The organism is Chryseobacterium sp. KCF3-3, assembly GCF_045865955.1.
Classification (GTDB): Bacteria; Bacteroidota; Bacteroidia; order Flavobacteriales; family Weeksellaceae; genus Chryseobacterium.
In genome coordinates this window covers 91,538-109,522 of record NZ_AP035792.1, presented here as the reverse complement: position 1 = coordinate 109,522, position 17,985 = coordinate 91,538, and the positions used below count along the sequence as shown (strand labels likewise).

At 37.7% G+C, this 17,985-nt stretch carries 22 protein-coding genes, 1 pseudogene and 1 riboswitch; of the genes and pseudogenes, 4 read left to right on the top strand and 19 right to left on the bottom strand.

The features are described 5' to 3' along the window. The 13 genes from ACKTTZ_RS00415 to ACKTTZ_RS00355 form a co-directional block, all read right to left on the bottom strand. A complete protein-coding gene (locus ACKTTZ_RS00415) occupies positions 1 to 846 on the bottom strand; it encodes a phosphoadenosine phosphosulfate reductase (protein ID WP_407846946.1) in 846 nt (281 codons plus the stop codon). Between the two features lie 173 nt (positions 847 to 1,019). After that, positions 1,020 to 1,685 (bottom strand): DUF3164 family protein, encoded by a 666-nt coding sequence (locus ACKTTZ_RS00410; protein ID WP_407846945.1) that lies wholly within the window; start codon positions 1,683 to 1,685, stop codon positions 1,020 to 1,022. Positions 1,686 to 1,687: 2 nt separating this feature from the next. Beyond that, the gene (locus tag ACKTTZ_RS00405) at positions 1,688 to 1,828 is read right to left on the bottom strand and encodes a hypothetical protein (RefSeq protein ID WP_407846944.1); all 141 of its coding nucleotides are present in this window, start codon (positions 1,826 to 1,828) and stop codon (positions 1,688 to 1,690) included. Next, the gene (locus ACKTTZ_RS00400; RefSeq protein WP_407846943.1) at positions 1,825 to 2,004 is read right to left on the bottom strand and encodes a hypothetical protein; all 180 of its coding nucleotides are present in this window, start codon (positions 2,002 to 2,004) and stop codon (positions 1,825 to 1,827) included. Before ACKTTZ_RS00400 ends, ACKTTZ_RS00405 begins: the two co-directional genes overlap by 4 nt. A gap of 11 nt (positions 2,005 to 2,015) precedes the next feature. Beyond that, positions 2,016 to 2,312, bottom strand: a complete 297-nt coding sequence (locus ACKTTZ_RS00395; protein WP_407846942.1) for a hypothetical protein — start codon at positions 2,310 to 2,312, stop codon at positions 2,016 to 2,018. Positions 2,313 to 2,321: 9 nt separating this feature from the next. Beyond that, positions 2,322 to 2,531 (bottom strand): hypothetical protein, encoded by a 210-nt coding sequence (locus tag ACKTTZ_RS00390; RefSeq protein ID WP_407846941.1) that lies wholly within the window; start codon positions 2,529 to 2,531, stop codon positions 2,322 to 2,324. Beyond that, positions 2,528 to 2,701: a hypothetical protein gene (locus tag ACKTTZ_RS00385; protein ID WP_407846940.1), complete on the bottom strand. Its 174-nt coding sequence runs from the start codon at positions 2,699 to 2,701 to the stop codon at positions 2,528 to 2,530. The genes ACKTTZ_RS00390 and ACKTTZ_RS00385 overlap by 4 nt, the downstream gene beginning before the upstream one ends. After that, the gene (locus ACKTTZ_RS00380) at positions 2,694 to 2,996 is read right to left on the bottom strand and encodes a hypothetical protein (protein ID WP_407846939.1); all 303 of its coding nucleotides are present in this window, start codon (positions 2,994 to 2,996) and stop codon (positions 2,694 to 2,696) included. The genes ACKTTZ_RS00385 and ACKTTZ_RS00380 overlap by 8 nt, the downstream gene beginning before the upstream one ends. Positions 2,997 to 3,005: 9 nt before the next feature. Further along, complete coding sequence (locus ACKTTZ_RS00375; protein WP_407846938.1) at positions 3,006 to 3,650, bottom strand: hypothetical protein; 645 nt, start codon at positions 3,648 to 3,650, stop codon at positions 3,006 to 3,008. Between the two features lie 3 nt (positions 3,651 to 3,653). Beyond that, positions 3,654 to 4,526, bottom strand: coding sequence for an AAA family ATPase (locus ACKTTZ_RS00370; RefSeq protein ID WP_407846937.1), 873 nt, complete (start codon positions 4,524 to 4,526; stop codon positions 3,654 to 3,656). A gap of 5 nt (positions 4,527 to 4,531) precedes the next feature. Continuing rightward, positions 4,532 to 6,520, bottom strand: coding sequence for a hypothetical protein (locus ACKTTZ_RS00365; protein ID WP_407846936.1), 1,989 nt, complete (start codon positions 6,518 to 6,520; stop codon positions 4,532 to 4,534). Positions 6,521 to 6,586: 66 nt separating this feature from the next. Then, positions 6,587 to 6,781, bottom strand: coding sequence for a hypothetical protein (locus ACKTTZ_RS00360; RefSeq protein ID WP_407846935.1), 195 nt, complete (start codon positions 6,779 to 6,781; stop codon positions 6,587 to 6,589). A gap of 1 nt (position 6,782) precedes the next feature. Next, on the bottom strand, positions 6,783 to 6,989 hold the full coding sequence (locus tag ACKTTZ_RS00355) for a hypothetical protein (RefSeq protein WP_407846934.1): 207 nt from the start codon (positions 6,987 to 6,989) through the stop codon (positions 6,783 to 6,785). A gap of 73 nt (positions 6,990 to 7,062) precedes the next feature. Here ACKTTZ_RS00355 and ACKTTZ_RS00350 point away from each other — a divergent pair, with 73 nt between their 5' ends. The 3 genes and pseudogenes from ACKTTZ_RS00350 to ACKTTZ_RS00340 all read left to right on the top strand — a co-directional run bounded on the left by ACKTTZ_RS00350 (position 7,063) and on the right by ACKTTZ_RS00340 (position 9,806). Further along, on the top strand, positions 7,063 to 7,758 hold the full coding sequence (locus tag ACKTTZ_RS00350) for a helix-turn-helix transcriptional regulator (protein ID WP_407846933.1): 696 nt from the start codon (positions 7,063 to 7,065) through the stop codon (positions 7,756 to 7,758). Positions 7,759 to 8,327: 569 nt separating this feature from the next. Further along, positions 8,328 to 9,284 (top strand): annotated as a pseudogene (locus ACKTTZ_RS00345) (serine hydrolase domain-containing protein); the annotation flags it as partial. Between the two features lie 90 nt (positions 9,285 to 9,374). Continuing rightward, positions 9,375 to 9,806: a DUF3592 domain-containing protein gene (locus ACKTTZ_RS00340; RefSeq protein ID WP_034697206.1), complete on the top strand. Its 432-nt coding sequence runs from the start codon at positions 9,375 to 9,377 to the stop codon at positions 9,804 to 9,806. Between the two features lie 17 nt (positions 9,807 to 9,823). Here ACKTTZ_RS00340 and ACKTTZ_RS00335 read toward each other — a convergent pair whose 3' ends face one another. From ACKTTZ_RS00335 to ACKTTZ_RS00315, 5 genes are all read right to left on the bottom strand, one after another. Next, on the bottom strand, positions 9,824 to 10,369 hold the full coding sequence (locus ACKTTZ_RS00335) for a hypothetical protein (protein WP_034697205.1): 546 nt from the start codon (positions 10,367 to 10,369) through the stop codon (positions 9,824 to 9,826). Positions 10,370 to 10,431: 62 nt separating this feature from the next. Continuing rightward, positions 10,432 to 11,997 carry an ABC transporter permease/substrate-binding protein gene (locus ACKTTZ_RS00330; RefSeq protein WP_407846932.1) on the bottom strand — a complete coding sequence of 522 codons (1,566 nt, stop codon included), beginning with the start codon at positions 11,995 to 11,997 and terminating at the stop codon, positions 10,432 to 10,434. Next, a complete protein-coding gene (locus ACKTTZ_RS00325) occupies positions 11,994 to 12,914 on the bottom strand; it encodes an ABC transporter ATP-binding protein (RefSeq protein WP_034697202.1) in 921 nt (306 codons plus the stop codon). The genes ACKTTZ_RS00330 and ACKTTZ_RS00325 overlap by 4 nt, the downstream gene beginning before the upstream one ends. A 10-nt stretch (positions 12,915 to 12,924) precedes the next feature. Further along, entirely contained in the window at positions 12,925 to 14,097 is a 1,173-nt protein-coding gene (gene egtB / locus ACKTTZ_RS00320) for an ergothioneine biosynthesis protein EgtB (protein ID WP_407846931.1), read from the bottom strand. Positions 14,098 to 14,187: 90 nt separating this feature from the next. Then, a complete protein-coding gene (locus ACKTTZ_RS00315) occupies positions 14,188 to 14,652 on the bottom strand; it encodes an L-histidine N(alpha)-methyltransferase (protein WP_253317535.1) in 465 nt (154 codons plus the stop codon). Further along, a riboswitch (Fluoride riboswitch) is annotated at positions 14,617 to 14,773 on the bottom strand. (Overlaps the previous gene by 36 nt.) A gap of 721 nt (positions 14,774 to 15,494) precedes the next feature. Here ACKTTZ_RS00315 and ACKTTZ_RS00310 point away from each other — a divergent pair. Next, positions 15,495 to 16,544 (top strand): alpha/beta fold hydrolase, encoded by a 1,050-nt coding sequence (locus tag ACKTTZ_RS00310; protein ID WP_407846930.1) that lies wholly within the window; start codon positions 15,495 to 15,497, stop codon positions 16,542 to 16,544. Between the two features lie 68 nt (positions 16,545 to 16,612). Here ACKTTZ_RS00310 and ACKTTZ_RS00305 read toward each other — a convergent pair whose 3' ends face one another. Continuing rightward, positions 16,613 to 17,755, bottom strand: a complete 1,143-nt coding sequence (locus ACKTTZ_RS00305) for a 1-acyl-sn-glycerol-3-phosphate acyltransferase (protein WP_407846929.1) — start codon at positions 17,753 to 17,755, stop codon at positions 16,613 to 16,615. Between the last annotated feature and the right edge of the window lie 230 nt (positions 17,756 to 17,985).

Here is a 17,985-nt window from a genome sequence, read left to right as displayed (position 1 = left end):
TTAATAACTATTACACATACATGCTTCCCCGATATCAGAGAACATTTCTAATTGAGTTCCGTCATTCAATGCACATTGAGCAGACCTTACAAGATCATCAATGGATAAATTGCCTCTGAAAAATTTATTTTCATATTGTTGCTCTTGGTTTCTGTACCAGTCAATATATCGGAAGTCTTGTTTTCGTAAGTCAAACTGTATTGCCTCAATCAAGTTTCTATCTGATTTTTTTTGACAATACACGCAATTACCTATTTTTGAATGTATTTTTAGTTTGAACTGTTCTTTATCAAAAAACCTGTTTAACTCAAATTGATCTACAAACAAATTAAAATCGGTTAAAAGCGGGAAAATTCTTTTTTTATCAATACAGATTTCTTTCCACGTTATACGGTTTGGCATATCTTCTTTGCGGAATCCAATTGCAGAAATATAATTACCTGTCCCAAAAACCTGTTTTGCAAAATGGTGAGCAACTCTTTTTTTTAGATAATCGGAACAATACGGTACAGCTTCATTCGGAACCCCAACCCACTTATTTTTATTCATCTGTTGCATTGCCTGCGTAAATGGTTTTCCTTCCATATCCATGCTGTCAAAGTCAACCAGTTTAGATTTAATACCAACACCTTTTTTTATCGAATAAACACCTTCAATAAGATAAAGAGGTAAATCCCAGTATTTAATCTGATCCTTTAAAAATTGGATGGTTTCCGGTCGTTCTAAGCCTGTATTACAGAACACAAACAATTTTTCATAATCCTTATACTTATCTGAAGTTTGAATATGCCTAGCCATCATCGCCGATGATCTGCCACCACTTACATTTACTAATAAATATTTCATTTTGTTTCTTTTGCTCCCACCGGAGGAATCGAACCTCCGATAAAAACCGTTTGGGATATTTTTATATTTCAGGTGCAGGCTCTGTAAGATGCATGATGATCATTGCTAATACTACACCCACTACAACTCCGAAAATAAAACCCGCTGTTAGTAGTAATAAGATTATTTCCATGTTAATCAATAGAGAAATTAAAGTTTACACGCTTTATGATACCGTCTCCGAAGTCTACCATCTTGTAGCCACGTACAAAGCGGGAGGTTCTTATATCAATCATTGCATCATTTACGATGTCCATTCCTTCATTAAACAGCTCGCTATTGGCACGATCACGCATTTTATTGAGGTCACGTACTTTTTTAGGATCATAATTCCCCTGTGCATCTGTTTTGAATGCGATATTGAGCATTTCCATAAGGATTTTTTCGTTTTCGGTTTCACCTGCCAATGAAGACACATACTCTCTGATCTTTACAATTCCCTCAGCTTCGGTTCCATTGAAGGAAGGGCGCACGTTCCAGCCTATTTTAATGCTTGCAGTGCCGTCATCTAATGTAAATGTGTGGCTATCCTGATCTCGTTTTGTATTTCCGTACACTTCAGCACGAAGCTCGATGGCAGTTTCTATTTTTTTAAAAAGGTTAGTGATCCTTTCCTCTACATTGTCTCTTATACCTATGAAAAAATCTATCTCACCCAGAACGATATCGGCTTCGATACCTTTGAGTATCTTTTTATTTTCTGCTTTTTTCTTTTTTTCTTCTTTATGTTCGGCTTCCAGCTCTGCCTGTAGAGCTTTTTTCTGTTCCGGGGTTAGTGCCGTGATATCTATAGTTTCCATAATTAAAATACTTTAAATGAGTGGTAAAATCCGTTTGTTACTCCATCTACAAGACCTTTCCAGTCTCCGTTAAATTCTGTGGATGGCTTTACAACTTTAAAAGCCGTTTTCTCTTTGTTTAAATAAATTGTTACTGATTTCATGAGGCTTTATTAATTAATTGTGTTGCTTTATCCTCGCTTATCCTAGTGATAATCTGCATTCCTTTGTGAAAAGTTTCGAGATAACAGAAAGCATCGGTTACGTACATTTTTACAAATTTTTTAATTCCATGCTCTTCGATTTCTACAATGTAGATGTTGATTACTCTGTTTTTCATAAATTGTTACTTTAATGGTGATTACATCTAATTGGCGGAAGATGAAAAGGGAAGATAGGATCTGGCATTCTCACTGTGGCAGTATATCTGCGGATGTAGTTTTCTGTAATTTCAATGACCAGCTTTCCTTCTTTGATCTTGATTTCACTATTATATTTCTCAGAAGTGAAAGCCTTCACAATATTTTTAAGCTTTACGTCATTCAATTGGCTTTCAATAACAGCCGTAACTTTTTCTTGTTTTTCGATCAGGATTGATGTAAAAAATCCCAGATCATTAAGTTTTTTAACTACTTTTTTAGTGTTCATAATATTTTATTATTTGTTTAAACTTTGAATAATTGCAGTGCCAATCAGAATTACAATGGTGTAGCAAAGGGTTACAATTCCTAACGTTGTGCTATATTGCCAGCATACCAGCGTTAATAATGCTCCTGTAAGCAAACCTCTTGTTTTATTATCCGCCCAGCCATCTAATACTTTTGCGAAATAGAGAATGTGTGTAATGATTAAAATTGCTAAAGTCATAATGCGTTATTTTTAATGGTTAATTCTTGTAGTTCATTTCTTTTCTTTAATAGTTCTTCGTGGATTTGCACCCATTCGTCCTGGTAGCTGTAATCTTGTAATCTGAGTTCTAAAGACTGGATAATCCTTGTTAACTCTTCTTCTGTTGGTGGAAAAATTTCGTTACTCATATTGTAAATTTTTAATTTGTTTTGTTATTTCTGGGTGATTTTTAGGATAATCGTCCATATCCTGCCACTGCTCATCTTCAAAATAGTACCCTAATTTGTCCTGTCCGGGTTTTCGGTTTGGAGCTTTCCAGCCGGTTTCATGCACGAAATTTGCGAGAGTAGCAATTCTGGGACTGGCGTAACCTTCTACCTTATCTATTCTAAACAGATGGAGCCAGCAGCGTTCGTACCAGCTCAGGTAATTGTAGAAGCTGTCGAGGGCGAGTATATCGTCTATAAGTTCGTTTAGTTTCATAATTTTTTTTTAAGTCAGTTTTATTTGTGCATTTCTCATTCCCTCATCCCAGATGATGTAAGGCTTATTACCTCCATATCTGGTATTTTCTACCGGCGAGGCTACAAACTGGTGTACTCTTATCTTTACATCCGAGTTATAGCGTATTTCGTCTGCTAATTCTCCCTTTGGTTCCGTTCCCTGTGCGTGGCTTATGAAAATGAATAACTTTTTAGGGTAATCCTCTAATAGGCTGTAGTAGTCACTTTCTTTTATCCTGAAATGCTGTAAGCTGTCTATGATTACTATATTCGGGCTTCTGTCTTTATCCAGCCTTGCCCTCATCTGTTGCAGTTTCTCTTTGTGAAAACAGAATTTGCTGCCTACGGATTTTATGTTATTGGCTTCCAGTGCATTTTTAAAGGAAAGTTTCAATCCCTCTTCTAATGAATTGTAGTATACTTTCTGAAAGCCTGCCAGATACTTTGCCAACTGCAGCGCAAATCTGGTTTTACCATTTCCTGACTTTCCCCAGATGATCCAGCTTCCTGCAACCTCCGGCGTGCCTATTAGCTCTTTCCAGTCCCCCTCAAAAGGAAGGGTGTTGAACTTCATTTTTGCAATATCCGAATACGAGTAAGCGGGAGGAACTTTGTATGTTGTCTCACTATTCATATTCTATACTGCTTCTTGTAAAATGAAATATTTTGTTACGTCCTTTCTTACGATTCTAAGGTCACCATCGCACTGGTTGAATATTAAAGAGATTTCCTCCTCGTCTGTGATACCGTTTGCTTTGCATATCACTTCTACATCTTCCTGATCAATCGGGGAAAGCTCTATAAAGGTTTTATGGAGGCGGCTGTATGCTTCACGGTAGCCGATCTTATCGTTTTTGGCTCCTCTCAATATTCTTTTTTTAAGGGCGGGAACTCCTGATACCACAAACCCGCAGCATCTGAATAAATCGTTATACATATCCATAAACAGGTCAAATGCTCCTTCTTTCAACTTATCCATCTGATCAATAATGATAATAGGATTTTCAAGTCCCATAACATGACTGATGAAAGTATCAATCATCTGTTCTGTTGTTCCCTCTGCTTCCAATCCCGCTGCATTCAGCAGGTTTTTGACATAGGATTTTGTTTTCCAGTATATTTTACACTCTACATAGATGACATTATGGTTTAAGCGGTCATAATCTATATATGCCTGACTTTTTCCCACACCTGCATCATAGCTTATTCCTACAGTGAGGTTTTTCTGCTGTACCTTTGCCAAGAGTTCTGTAACATTTACATAGTTGGTAGTTTCTGCGATATTCCAGTCAAAGTCTATATTGAGAATATTCTGTACTTTTCTCCACATGGCATCCGAAATATTATCCCACTTTCCGGCAATCATGTTGCTTACATAAGCATTGGAAATTCCGAGCTTATTGGATAATCCGACCTGTGAGTATTTAAAGGTTACATCCTTTCTTTTTTTGCCGTCTCCTGCAAGGCGGAACATTTCTTTTGCAATGATGCTTTTATATTGATTTGTCATAGCCGTTATATTTGGGTGATTAAACTTTTCTTTTTGTCTGTTTTGATATTGATTGTTTTATTGAGGGTTCCCTGCATTTTCACTTCAAACTCCTGCTGTGCAATAAGAGCCTCCGGAGTGATACCGGTACGTCTGCAAAGGGCTTCATATTCTTTTTTATCCCTTTCGTACTCTTTATCCCGGATGCTGTGATCTTTGTTCCACTGTTCTTTTTCGCCAGGACGCATTAATTTTGGTACAGTTTCAATTTTTCGTTTAGGCTCTGCGTAGGCTACAAAATAGGTCTCACCGTATTGGTTCGTCTGTAATAGCTGGATAAAGCCGTCCATCTGGTCAGGATCGTAGCGTACAATAAACTTGCTGCCTACATGAAGCCTACGGAATTCTATATCAATATTGCCCTCGTGATCGTAAACTTCAAATTTGTAAACCTTTTTCGCTACTTCTACGCTGATACCCTCTGCTCTGTAGGTGATTGGCTTTTTCTTTTCCTCAATCCACATATAGCGCATGATCTCTTGAAGTTCCAGTGTTTCTTTTTCTGGCATTTCCTCATTATACACCTCATTTCTTGCTTTATCTTTCAGGGAATGTTTTCCGGCGTTCCATGTTCTTACCGCAGTTTCCCATTGTTTTAATGCCTGATCTCTGGTAGGGAGGTGATCTTTGTACTTCATAAGAAATTCAGGATTTCCTTTGGCATCATCGGTTTTTACTGTTATTCCCTGTCCGTCTGTATTCCAAAATTTTGTAATTACCTGTTCCTGGAAGAGGTTAAACAATCCCTCAGCCGGTGAGCTGTGGCTCCTTGCCCTATGGTGGTAGTGTGTTCCTCCGTCTTTAGCAACCAAAATGCTGTATAACTCTTGCATTTTTGCCGATTTATGCCCCGATTGCTGGTCATACGTAAACAAATATGGACGGCATTCTGCTGACTGTACCGCCATTTTTAACGCCTTAAAGTGGTCGGTGTGGTTTTCTGTTTCCGAAAGACTCCAGCCGATTATCTTTTCAGAGTACACATCAAAAACAACATTAATACGCTCAATGGCACTCATTTTTGATGAGCTTTCAGGATCATAGTACACTAAATCCAGTTTAGTACCGTCAATTGCCCAATACACATTCGGGAACCAGCGCTGTTTATCTCTTGAAGTTGTATGCTTGAATTTTCTGTCATATGCCTGCTTACCGTGGCGGGCAAGTGTCCAGATTCTTTTTATTTCCGGTTTGTCCAGATAGTTTTTTATAGCTCCTTCTGTAATATCCGCCCACTGGTTTTCCTGTTTTACGGCATTGTATTTTGCCAGAGTTTCAGGAATGCTATATTTTACCGGAAGGCAATAAGTAGCGAGGATAAAGTCGGCAATATCGCCTTTTATTTTGGCTGTTCTCTGGTTTCCTTCCCCTTTGTGGATAAATGAAGCACAGCCCTCTTTTTCGTAGCGCAAAAAGCGTATTTTAAGATTTTTGGAAGAAGTGGGCAGAGAATGATTCCATTTTTCTTCATCCAGTTCATTTACAGCTTTAGAAATCTCCTCCCAGATCTGCGTTTTCATCTTCTTGCTTTTGGAGATATAGTTTTTATCTTTTAAAAGGTTTTTAATAGCATTTAAAATGTGACAGTTGGTAGCACGTTCTACCTGTTTTTTTTCTGATATTGTTTTTCCGTCAGGATTTCTGTGCCTAGCAAAGAAATCTATCACATTCTTATCAGGAACGATATAAGGCTCTAAGTCATTTCGTCTTACTGTTTTGGTGTAATGTCCCAATTTTTCAATACATAGGGCTTTTAAGTGTTCCGGCAGGTCGTGATAGCTTAATAATGCATCACTTCCTTTACCTTTACCCGGACGTGATCGAGTCAATTCACCTCTTTGGCATTTCTTTAAGTATGCATCATAACTCATCATTGCCCAATCCTCATACAGCAGACTTGCCGGAATGGAAAGTATGTTATTATGATATTCGTATGATTTTTTTTTCTCTTGCATGGTGATGCTTTTTATTTGTTCCCGTCGTGGTGTCGAAACCACGTTAAACCGTGACGGGATATATTATTATATAATTCCAAGATATTCGCATTGCTCATCATTCGGATCAATAGGCTTTACAAATTGTGTTATCTTTATATATTGCCCGAATAGCTTATAACAGTGTAGTTCTGTATCTGTTCCTTCATCGTTAAAAGGAATTATATCCTTTGGCAGTAAGTTTTTAAGGAACCTTTTAAAAGAAAGTCTGGCTTTTTTCATATCAGTTGTTTTTTTGGAACTCTTCTATTTTATTTAGTGTCGGATTGTTCATCTCGTTGTATTCCTTTCGGATTCTGTCTGCTGTAAGGCTTTTTTTATTTCCTTTTACACATTCTCGGATGAAATATTCTGAAAACTGGTAAGCCGTGGAAAGAGCTTTAATGATTTCCGTATTGTAGCTTAATCTTTTTTTTGTAGGTTTGTCCATTGCTTTTTCTGTTTCGATTATGAAACAAATATAAGTACAAAATATTGAACTACACAAATAAAAATTCAAAATAATGAACATTGTTAAAGAGAGATTAATGCAATATGTTGATTTTAAAGGAATTAATAAGGTTGATTTTTTTAAAAATATTGGCTTAGTAAAGTCTAATTTCTCTGGATCGGGTGCGGATAGTGATGTTACATCTAGTAAATTGTTCAATATTTTGAACAATTATCCTGATATAAATTCTGAATGGTTATTAACAGGAAAAGGTGAAATGTTAAAGGGGAATAATGGTTATGAAATTGATAAAACTTTTCATCAATCTAAAACAGCAGAACCCTTCGCTGATAGTAACACGATCCCTTTGTATGATTTACCAGCTACTGCTGGAGTTTCACAAGTATTTGCAGAAAACCCTCAGAGTATTCCTATAGATCATATTACAATTCCTAATTTACCTAAATGTGATGGAGCGTTACATGTTAGAGGAGATTCTATGTACCCTCTCTTAAAAAGCGGTGATATAGTGGCGTATAAGGTTATACACAATATATATAATATAATTTGGGGGGAAATGTATCTTATTTATGTATCCCATGAAGGGGATGACTACTTTTTTTGTAAATTTTTAAAAAAATCAAGTAAAGAAGGTTATGCAGAATTTATCTCTCATAATCAACATCATCAAACCGTAGAATTTCCTTTGGAAAGCATCAAGGCACTTGCGATGGTAAAGGCAAGTATAAGATTTAATACTCTATTTTAGAGGGCAAATTATCCTATTATCTTTTAAATCTCTTGTTAATACTTTTTAATTACCTGATAATCATATATTTAAATATTTACACTTATATAAATTATGTAATTACACCCTTGTTTAAATAGTTAATTTATTGTGTTTTCATAGCTATTTATGTAATTACACCTCACTTATAAGTATTAAAAACATTCTTTTTTGTCCACCTAAGCGTCCACCTAAATGTCCATTTAAATGAAAAATGTATATTTTCCGTATCATATTGCTAATTTCAGGAAAATGGTAATTTCATCGACTTTTTTCAACTGTATAGGCTTAGGTATTAAAGTAGAAATAGGCTTATTTTGGGCGTTTTATGGTCTTTATAAGGAATAATAAAAGCCTTACCGGTAGATAAGGCTTATTAATGGTAATTAATGCATTTTAATATGGTAGTTAAATGGTAATTAATGGTAGTTATCGGATAATTAGTTTTTATTTAAAATTTGGCTTAAATAGGCGTAAACCTCTTTATTTTTGGGCTTTTTTCGGCATTTTTATATTCCTATACTTTTAGATAATTTGTTTTATGCCCTATACAGTCTATGCAAAGCTGGTTGAAAGAAAATAATATTCCTGCTCTTGGATTAGGAATTATCGAAGATGGAAAATTACAGCAGGTAAAAGTTTTTGGTGAAATAAAAAAAGGAATTTCAGCACCTCATAATGCCTTATTTAATGTAGCCTCACTCACCAAACCTGTTACAGCAATGGTAGCCTTACGACTGATAAGTTTAGGCAAGTGGAAACTGGATGAACCTCTTGATACCTATTGGATAGATCCTGATATTGCGAACGATCCTAGGCATCAAAAATTAACAACCAGAATGATCCTAAGCCACCAGACAGGTTTCCCGAACTGGAGATGGATGAATACAGATAAAAAGCTGAATTTTCAGTTTGATCCCGGCACCAAATACCAATACTCAGGAGAAGGTTTTGAATACCTTCGGAAAGCACTGGAAAAGAAATTTGGGAAAACGTTGGAGCAGCTGGCACAGGAACTCATCTTCCAGCCTCTCAAAATGAAGGATACCAGTTACATTTGGGATAAAAACACTGATGAAGCAAGATTTGTAACAGGATATAATGAAAAAAGGGAAGCTTACCTCATCGAAAAAAATAATACAGCCAATGCCGCTGATGATCTCCATACCACGATAGAAGAGTACGGAAATTTTATGATCAGTGTTATGAAAGGGAAAAATCTGAAACCAGAAATTTTTCAGGAAATGATCAAAAAGCAGGTCAAAACAAAAGAGAATAAATATTTTGGATTGGGATTCGAAATATATGACCTTGGAAATGGTGATTATGCTTTATCACACAGTGGCGCTGATAAAGGCACACAATGTATTGCTATCCTATTGCCTAATTCAGGTAAAGGAGTTGTAATTTTCACCAATATTGATGATGGCTATAAGGTTTATGAAAAGCTTGTGCTTCATTATCTGGGAAAGGAAGGGAAGAAGATTGTTGAGATAGAAACCCGATAACTGCTTATGCAATGAAAATCTTTGTATATTCGGGGTATCAATCTGGAAATAAATGCAATAGGTGTGTATTTGTTTCCAGGATATCAAATTATGAACAGAAATAAAACGAAAGCTATGTGGCAATATTATATCATCCTGGGAGCAGGAGTCATTCTGTTTGTGGCAGCATTGCTGAGCTTCAGAAGCACTCTTTCATTCTTAAACAAAGCTGAAAAGGCTACAGCCACCGTTACTTCATTGAGAGAATATGAAGACTCGGATGGAATAGTATTTAGCCCTCTGTTTACCTTCCAGGCCCGGAATAATATAGAATATACCTACGAACTGCCGGAAGGTACCAATCCTTCAGCCTGGTCAGTAGGAGAAACAGAAACTGTTATTTATAATCCTGACGATCCGTCTTCCGTAAGTTTGTATACTTATTTCAGAATTTTTGTGTGGCCTTTGGTGCTGATTTCTATCGCTTTGCCATTATTGGTAGTAGGAGGAGGTTATTTTATTGCAGAGCAGTTTTTGAAATAACCTCACCCTCTGTATTTCTATTTTACCTTTTCAAGAAGATATAATTTAGCTCCGGAAAATCCTAATTTAGGCATCAGATTGCCTTCCAGAACCATAGTTTTATTAGTAACATCAATCACAGAAATATAATTGTTGGAATTGTACTCAATATAGTTTTCCTTTTCTTTCGTGGAAGGATTTTTTCCAAATTCCATAGAATATTTTACCCAATCTTCATCCTGTGTGCTGCAATGTACAGGCTTGAATTTAGATTTTTTAGCCTTGAAAACAATCTGATCAAAACCTTCCGTACATTCCGAAGTAAATGAACCATCAGGATTCTGATCTTTTGAAAAATCCTCGAAAGAACCACGATACACACCTACGATTTTCCATGTACCATCCACACGGTCTTCATCAATTTTTCCTTTCGCCTTGCTTACGGCCCAGCTGATTCCGTTTACAGTTCCTTTTACTGCTTTATAACTTAAGCTTACTGCGCCTGATACTACTTTTGTAGCCGTTCTTACCACACATGAATTGAGAACAAGTAGAGCGGAGGCCAGAAATAGCATTTTCTTCATTTTGTCAAATTTTTTAAGATACGAAGATACTATTTTTGAAAAAACTGATTGTTTTCAAAAGACTATTGATCAAAATAATGGGTAAGATCAGATATATTTTTGATATGAAGCTTTTCAGCCTGTTTTCTTCGCATCATCAGAGCATAAGCATTGTTAAACCCCAACGGTTTAAGCCATTGAATTCCATATTGTTTTTCAAACTCTGCATTCACATACTGATAGGTTGTACCAGGACTTTTGGAAACATTTTTGATAGTCTCTGCTGTTGGCTTTAAAAGAACCAGAAGCCCTGTTCCCGTATATTCAGGGTAAAAATCTATGGCATCATTCATTAGAGCATCAAAACATATTTTTGTTCCTCCTAACCCTGTTTTCGTTTCCACTTTATAATCTGTGTATCCTTCAATAAGCAGGGTATACATTTCTGCGAGAATATATTGTTCCCCAAAGATTTTTGAACCAATTCTCACAGTTCCGGAATTTCCTTTTCGGGAACTTTTATACAGATTATTTCTGATGAGAAAATCTTTTGCAATCTTTTCCGGGGTTTGATGAAGATGATCAGCTCTGTAATTCAGATCCGTCATGATAGAATCACTGAACTTTCCAGCCAGTAGGTTTAAAGTTGTTTCCAATTCCGGAAATTTTTTCAGAGTTTTGGTCTTGATGATGGGAGCTGCATAATAAGGGGGAAATATTTTTTTATCATCATTCAGTACATACAGATCATAGGCTTTGATTCTGCCGTCTGTAGAATATCCGCTGATCAGATCCAGTTCATTCTCATAAGCAGCCTTATACATAATCGCATCGCTTACCACAAGAGGATTCACATTGAGTCCATAGACTGAACGAAGTCCGATATCACCATCCTGTCTCCCCATAAATTCCGGTGTGAAACCCGCTTTAATTGTACGGTGTGACCCAAAAATCAGAACATATCCTATTCCCAGAATAATAAGAATAACAGGAAGAATATATTTCAGTTTTTGAAAAAAACGGTACCCCGATTTCTGAATCATGGCAATAACCTGATCCAGAAAAACAGCCAATAATGCCGCTGGAATGGCCCCAGCCAATATCATATTCGTATTGTTGAGTGAAATTCCTCCGAAGATAAACTCTCCCAAACCACCTGCTGCCACAAAAGAGGCAAGAGTAGCCACTCCAACATTAATAACAGCAGCTGTCCTGATGCCTGCGATGATAACCGGCATGGCTAAAGGTAGCTTTACCTTAAAAAGAAGCTGGCTTCTGTTCATTCCCATGGCCTTGGCTGCCTCAATGACTGCCGGATCTACACCCGTAATTCCGGTATAGGTATTCCGGATAATGGGAAGGAGAGCATAGATCAATAAAGCGGCAATAGCAGGCTTCGGGCCAATGCCTAAAACAGGAATCATAAATCCCAGCAATGCAATACTCGGAATGGTCTGTAAAATACCGGCAATACCCAGCACCGGGCTTGAAAGTTTCTTTTTTCTGGAAATAAGTATTCCTAATGGCACTCCAACAATGATAGCCAGAAGCAAAGACAAAAAGGTAAGCCCAAGATGCTGAATAATCTGAGTGGTTAGTTTTTCGTGCTGTTCCGCAATAAATTGCCAAAGACTCTGTTGCTGCGTCATACCATCTGTGATTTTCTATACTGATTAAATGCTCTGACCACTTCTTCATACACTTCAGCGTTTTGGTGATCAGAACTCAATTGCTGTAAAATATCCCAGACACTTGTACTACCCGTACCGTTTGGTCTGTAGTATGAATTTTCAGGCGTAAGAAACGGACTGATATGATGCAACGATGTTACTTTATACTCTAATAAAAGACGGTTTTTAGCAAAAAAATCAAGTACAAAGTCATTTTCAGGATGGTAAAGCATTTCACTGGGAGTACCAGTCTGTACAATTTTTCCCTGATCCATCAGACAAATCCTATGTCCCAACTCAAAGGCTTCCTGTACATCGTGAGTAACCAGTATGATGGTTTTACTTTTAAGTTCTTCCAAAGATTTAAATTCAGAATGAATATCAGCCTTGGTAATCGTATCAAGTGCTCCGAAAGGTTCATCCATCAGCAAAACAGGATTATCTGCAATCAAGGCTCTTGCAATACCTACACGTTGCTGTTGTCCGCCGCTCAACTCGTGGGGGAATCGGGAAAGTACCTCTTCAGAAAGATGGAGTTTAGCCAAAAGCTCATGCGTTTTTCTCTCTGTTTTCTTTTTGTCCCATTTCAACAGCTCAGGAACTACTGCAATATTCTGCTGAATCGTGTAATGGGGAAATAACCCCGAATGCTGCATGACAAAACCAATTCCCATTCTCAGTTCCTCGGCTTTCTGATCACGGATGTTTTTGTCATCTATGAAAATATTTCCGGAATCTGCTTCTATGAGACGGTTGATCATCTTAAGCGTGGTGGTTTTCCCGCACCCGCTGGTTCCTAAAAGAACAAGAATCTCCTGATCAAATGCCTGAAAAGAAATTTGATCTACTGCTTTTTTTCCATTAAAACTCTTTGAAATTGATTCTACTGTGATCATCGGTAAAAAATTACTGAGCAAGTCTGATTCCTGTGAACTGCCATTTTAAATTGGGCTGAAAAAAATTGCGGTATGTATTTCTGCTGTGTCCCGGAGGTGTGGCTTCCGAAGCTCCTCTTAAAACCATTTGGTTGATCATGAATTTCCCGTTATATTCACCTACAGCACCTGCTTCTTTCTTAAAATGAGGATAAGGCAGATAAGCAGAATTTGTCCATTCCCAGCGTGTTCCCCAGTCAAAATAAACGGAAGCCGTTTCCCATTCTTCTTCAGTGGGCAGACGCATTCCTTTCCAGGAGGCAAAAGCAGAGGCTTCATAGAAATTGATGTGGCACAATGGAGCATCAGGGTCTATTTCCTGTAAGCCGTTGAGGGTATAATACATCCATTTATTTTCGATATAATGCCAGTATAGCGGAGATTTTGCAGCATTCTGTTTCACCCAGTCCCATCCTTCCGCATGCCAGTGTCTGAAATCTTCATACCCGCCTGCTTTCATAAATTCTAAATATTCACTATTGGTGACGAGACGGCTGGCAATTTCAAAGTCTGGAAGATATACTTTATGCCTTCCTAATTCATTATCAAAGCAAAATCCATCTCCTTTATATCCAATTTCATAAACTCCTTCGGAAAACCTGAGCATTTCGAGATCTTCGGAGCTGTTTTGTCTGGGTTTTTCTTCTTTTGTATAGGCAGGGAAAAGCGGATTATGTCCTAAAATATATTTAATGTCGGTGACTAATAATTCCTGGTGCTGCTGCTCATGGTTAAGCCCCAGTTCCAACAGCGGTTCAAGAGCTTCTGTTAGAAATGAGCTTTCAAGAAAAGCTTCCATATGCTCATCTACATATTTTCGATATTGATACACCTCTGAAACAGAAGGACGGCTGAGGTTTCCGCGGTCAGTGCGGATCACCCGTGCTCCGATGGTCTCATAGTAGCTGTTGAAAACAAAATTATACTGTGGATCAAAAACTTTATAATCCGGAAAATGCGGGGTAAGAATGAAAGTCTCAAAAAACCAGGTGGTATGACCCAGATGCCATTTCGGAGGGCTTACATCTACAATCGGCTGTACTACATAATCCTCGATTTCCAGTGGAGCACAGATTTCCTCAGAACGTCTGCGGATGTCCTTATACTTTTTAGTAATATCTTTTGTGGTGATCTCTGGTGTCATGTCTTTTAGTTTTTTAATGATTGAATTTCAATGAAATAAGGAGGTTTTATTTTTTCACTTTTGCAGATGTGCTGTGTGTATCATCTTTTTTTATTTTACCTGCCAGATGCTGTCTACAAACCATTTTTTAGCATCTTTGATCTCTCCTGTGATGGTAAAACCTGATTTTTCGCCCAATTCCCTGATCTTTTCAGGAGAGAATTTCTGTGAGATTTCCATGTCGATAAGTTCGTTTTCATCAAAAGAAATCTTTGTATTGTCAATCGTCACATCCTGGCTGATAAGGCTGATCAGAAAACTTCTGCAGGCTCCGGTAACCGGATCATAAGTCTGGTAATGCTGAAATTGTTTCAGATCAAAATTACCACCCAGTTCATTGTTGATACGGGTAAGAAGATTTAGGTTAAAAGAAGCGGTAATTCCTTCTTTGTCATTATAAGCCTCCAGAATAATGTGTGGATTTTTCTTGAGGTCAAATCCTATCAATACACGATCTTTTGGAGATAGATTGTTATTCAGATGCAGGCAGAAATCATCAGCTTCTTCAGGAGTCATATTCCCGATATTACTTCCTAAAAATAGAACAACTTTTCTCCGGTCCGATAAGGAAGCGGTTTTTTGAAGCATTTCAAAATAATCTCCTTCCAGACAGGTAATTTTCATTTCCGGAAGCTGGCTGCTTAGTTTTTTGTGGAGTATGGAAAGGATATTTCCTGAGATATCAATCGGCATGTAAGTAAAGTCAATCCCTTTCCTGATCAGCTGTTCAAGTAAGTAGGTCGATTTCATGGCGTCTCCTGCTCCTAATTCAATCAGGTCAAAAGGTTCGTCTCCTGGAATAAGCAGATCTATAAGTTCATCTGTTTTATTTTTGAAAATATCCAGTTCACAACGGGTCAGATAATAGGAAGGCATGGCCATTATTTGCTGAAAAAGATGATCGCCGATCTTATCGTAAAAATATTTTGAAGATAATTTTTTAGGAGTATTCTGGAGTCCGTTCAAAACATCTGAACGGAAATGATCAACAGCATTCTCTTCAGTCTTAGATTGTGGGTCTAACTGTACATTCATAAGTCTTATTTTGTGTGATTTCGTAGATTATTGCAATTATCCTGCCTTTTACAACATGACAATTCTTTGCATATATCTAATTAAATATAAACAATTTTACTCTTAATAGGATGATTATCATGAGGTTTTTATCAGATGTGGTATTTTTTTATCCATCAGGAATCCTTTCTTTTGAAAGTAAAACCAGTGAAGAAGAGTAGGGAAGCTGTCCGGTTTACCACCCGAAAATCAGTATTCACCATTCAATATGACCTGTTCAAAGTAGTTGTCCTTATTTCGAGCTCTGCTTTACCATAATTTTACCATCACAAAACATCACTATTATGAATACTACATTGAATTTCAGTAAAAAAATACAATCCATTTTATCCCTGTTTATTTTGATGGGAATGGGGCTTTTGTCTTTAAAAGCACAGACGTATACCACTGGTGGGAAAAACATTGAAAACCTAGCTGTAAAAACTGCTTTCCAGAATACAAAGCAAATAAGAGCCGGACTGTTGAACGTTGGATATGCAGAAGTAGGTCCAGCCAATGGAAAACCTGTGATCCTTCTTCATGGATGGCCTTATGATATCCATAGTTTTGAAGAGTCCTCCGCTATACTTGCTGAAAAAGGCTACCGTGTGTTAGTTCCTTATTTAAGAGGCTATGGAACCACTACCTTTGTCTCACCGGATACCAAACGAAATGGTCAGCAGAGTGCTGTTGCATTGGACATCATTGCTTTTATGGATGCTCTGAAAATTGATAAAGCGATCATTGGCGGCTTTGACTGGGGTGCAAGAACGGCTGATATTATGGCCGCACTATGGCCTGAACGCTGTACAGGTTTGGTGGCTGTAAGCGGATATTTAATAGGAAGCCCAAAAGCAAACGAAAAACCTCTTCCCCCCAACGCTGAATTTTTATGGTGGTATCAGTATTATTTTTCAACAGAAAGAGGGTATAAAGGGTACAAAGCGAATACTATGGCATTTAACAAATTGATATGGAAAACGGCTTCTCCAAAATGGACTTTTGATGACCAGACCTACGAGCGTTCTGCTAAAGCATTCGATAATCCTGATCATGTGGATATTGTAATTCACAATTACCGCTGGCGTCTGGGATTGGCTAAAGGAGAAAAACAATACGATGCGTTTGAAGCGAAACTGGCAAAATCTCCATCGATTACAGTTCCAACTGTTACCCTGGAAGGCGATGCCAACGGAGCTGCATTTCCTGCCCCGGAAAGTTATGCTTCCAGATTTACAGGTCAATATGCGCACCATACTCTCACGGGAGGAATTGGACACAATTTGCCACAGGAAGCTCCAAAAGCGTTTGCAGATGCAATCATAGAAGTAGACTCCATGTCGCAATCCAAATAAAAATCTGAAAGAATACAACAAAACCACTGCTCAATAACAGTGGTTTTTTATCTTTATAGTATCCTAAACTAGTTTTTAGATTCTTCTTCAACCTTCAGTTTATTCACCAAAGGATTGGCGTACATGGCCAGGAAATATTCTCTGGAAACAGGATCCGACGGATCAATGCGCATTTCAAGTCTGCGGGCAAATAACTGTTTTTCCTGTTCCGTATATTCGGAAGCGTACGTATTTGTGTTATGAAGCAGATCGTAAGCGATGTACTTGGTTGGCCAAAGCTTATAATTACTGATGATAGAGCGGTCAATTACCTGTGCAATGGCCTGCAGCTGCTTGTTTTTATTGTCAATAGTTGCTGCTATTTCATCCAGTTCTTTATCCAGAACATTTCCGGCATGAAGGTGAATGCGTTTCTTTTGGCCCAGAATTCCGCTGATGATGTTGGTGAAATCTTCATTTTTCCCTTTAATATATTCCTCATCCCTGTGTTGTGCCAGCAGCTGAGGCATTTTTAACGAATCTGTAGGATCATACTCATAAGAGATGGAGATCGGAACAATCTTTAATGTTTTAAAATAATCTATCAATGATTGGTCTCCGGCTGCCATGGCAAGCATTTTCAAAACACCTTGCTGGGTAGAATCGTTACCGTTTTTGGTACGGCCTTCACGCTGGGCAATCCATACAGAACGGTTTTCCTGAAGAAGCAGCTCTTTAATATACTCAGACATCGTCTGTGAACTGGTAAGTTGTTCACGAAGCGGCAGACCTCTTTGTACTAGAAAGTTACGGTTCAGTTTAGCCAGTACGTTTAAGAAGTTCTTGCGGACAAGATTATCTCCAATAGCAGAAGCCGTCATTACATAACCACCTTCCAGCAATACCAGATTAAGCAGTGAAGTATCCAGAACGATATCTCTGTGGTTCGAGATGAAAAGGTAAGAGGTGTTTTTATCCAGCTTATCAAATCCTGAAGTCGTTAAGCCATCAGAACTTTTTGCAAGAATCTGGCGAACGGCAAAGGCTACAAACTGATGCTGAAAATCACTGATGGAATGAACATTCTTAAACTGTTCCAGCCAAACCTGCTCATTTGTATCAGGAAAAGTAAAATTCATAAAGGCTTTCATCATGGGATCACGGGCTATGCTCTGTAATCTCTCATTCACTTCCTGATCATAGAAATACCGGATTTCATCAAACTTAGACATGCGGTTAGGTAAAAATTAAAACTTTTTGCAAAAGAACGAAAATTTATCGGGGGAGAGGGTATAAAGGGTGTTAAAGTATTATGAAGGGCGTAGGAGTTTGGGTTCGACAGCACTCTTCTCTCTTAGTCTGTAGTAGAAATTCAATAGAAATGGGCTTTAGCCCATTTTAATAAGAAAACATCCCTTTGGCTTTAGCCTAAACTTAAACGTGTTATATTGAGATTCCAGCT

Excerpts from the sequence above, each read along its gene's own strand:
- ACKTTZ_RS00355 (WP_407846934.1), bottom strand. The coding sequence starts at position 6,989 with ATGGACAAACCTACAAAAAAAAGATTAAGCTACAATACGGAAATCATT.
- ACKTTZ_RS00330 (WP_407846932.1), bottom strand. The coding sequence starts at position 11,997 with ATGACGCAGCAACAGAGTCTTTGGCAATTTATTGCGGAACAGCACGAA.
- ACKTTZ_RS00365 (WP_407846936.1), bottom strand. The coding sequence starts at position 6,520 with ATGCAAGAGAAAAAAAAATCATACGAATATCATAATAACATACTTTCC.
- ACKTTZ_RS00410 (WP_407846945.1), bottom strand. The coding sequence starts at position 1,685 with ATGGAAACTATAGATATCACGGCACTAACCCCGGAACAGAAAAAAGCT.
- ACKTTZ_RS00375 (WP_407846938.1), bottom strand. The coding sequence starts at position 3,650 with ATGAATAGTGAGACAACATACAAAGTTCCTCCCGCTTACTCGTATTCG.
- egtB (WP_407846931.1), bottom strand. The coding sequence starts at position 14,097 with ATGACACCAGAGATCACCACAAAAGATATTACTAAAAAGTATAAGGAC.
- ACKTTZ_RS00350 (WP_407846933.1), top strand. The coding sequence starts at position 7,063 with ATGAACATTGTTAAAGAGAGATTAATGCAATATGTTGATTTTAAAGGA.
- ACKTTZ_RS00335 (WP_034697205.1), bottom strand. The coding sequence starts at position 10,369 with ATGAAGAAAATGCTATTTCTGGCCTCCGCTCTACTTGTTCTCAATTCA.
- ACKTTZ_RS00325 (WP_034697202.1), bottom strand. The coding sequence starts at position 12,914 with ATGATCACAGTAGAATCAATTTCAAAGAGTTTTAATGGAAAAAAAGCA.
- ACKTTZ_RS00340 (WP_034697206.1), top strand. The coding sequence starts at position 9,375 with ATGAACAGAAATAAAACGAAAGCTATGTGGCAATATTATATCATCCTG.
- ACKTTZ_RS00400 (WP_407846943.1), bottom strand. The coding sequence starts at position 2,004 with ATGAAAAACAGAGTAATCAACATCTACATTGTAGAAATCGAAGAGCAT.
- ACKTTZ_RS00360 (WP_407846935.1), bottom strand. The coding sequence starts at position 6,781 with ATGAAAAAAGCCAGACTTTCTTTTAAAAGGTTCCTTAAAAACTTACTG.
- ACKTTZ_RS00305 (WP_407846929.1), bottom strand. The coding sequence starts at position 17,755 with ATGTCTAAGTTTGATGAAATCCGGTATTTCTATGATCAGGAAGTGAAT.
- ACKTTZ_RS00395 (WP_407846942.1), bottom strand. The coding sequence starts at position 2,312 with ATGAACACTAAAAAAGTAGTTAAAAAACTTAATGATCTGGGATTTTTT.
- ACKTTZ_RS00310 (WP_407846930.1), top strand. The coding sequence starts at position 15,495 with ATGAATACTACATTGAATTTCAGTAAAAAAATACAATCCATTTTATCC.
- ACKTTZ_RS00385 (WP_407846940.1), bottom strand. The coding sequence starts at position 2,701 with ATGAGTAACGAAATTTTTCCACCAACAGAAGAAGAGTTAACAAGGATT.
- ACKTTZ_RS00405 (WP_407846944.1), bottom strand. The coding sequence starts at position 1,828 with ATGAAATCAGTAACAATTTATTTAAACAAAGAGAAAACGGCTTTTAAA.
- ACKTTZ_RS00415 (WP_407846946.1), bottom strand. The coding sequence starts at position 846 with ATGAAATATTTATTAGTAAATGTAAGTGGTGGCAGATCATCGGCGATG.
- ACKTTZ_RS00315 (WP_253317535.1), bottom strand. The coding sequence starts at position 14,652 with ATGACTCCTGAAGAAGCTGATGATTTCTGCCTGCATCTGAATAACAAT.
- ACKTTZ_RS00370 (WP_407846937.1), bottom strand. The coding sequence starts at position 4,526 with ATGACAAATCAATATAAAAGCATCATTGCAAAAGAAATGTTCCGCCTT.
- ACKTTZ_RS00390 (WP_407846941.1), bottom strand. The coding sequence starts at position 2,531 with ATGACTTTAGCAATTTTAATCATTACACACATTCTCTATTTCGCAAAA.
- ACKTTZ_RS00380 (WP_407846939.1), bottom strand. The coding sequence starts at position 2,996 with ATGAAACTAAACGAACTTATAGACGATATACTCGCCCTCGACAGCTTC.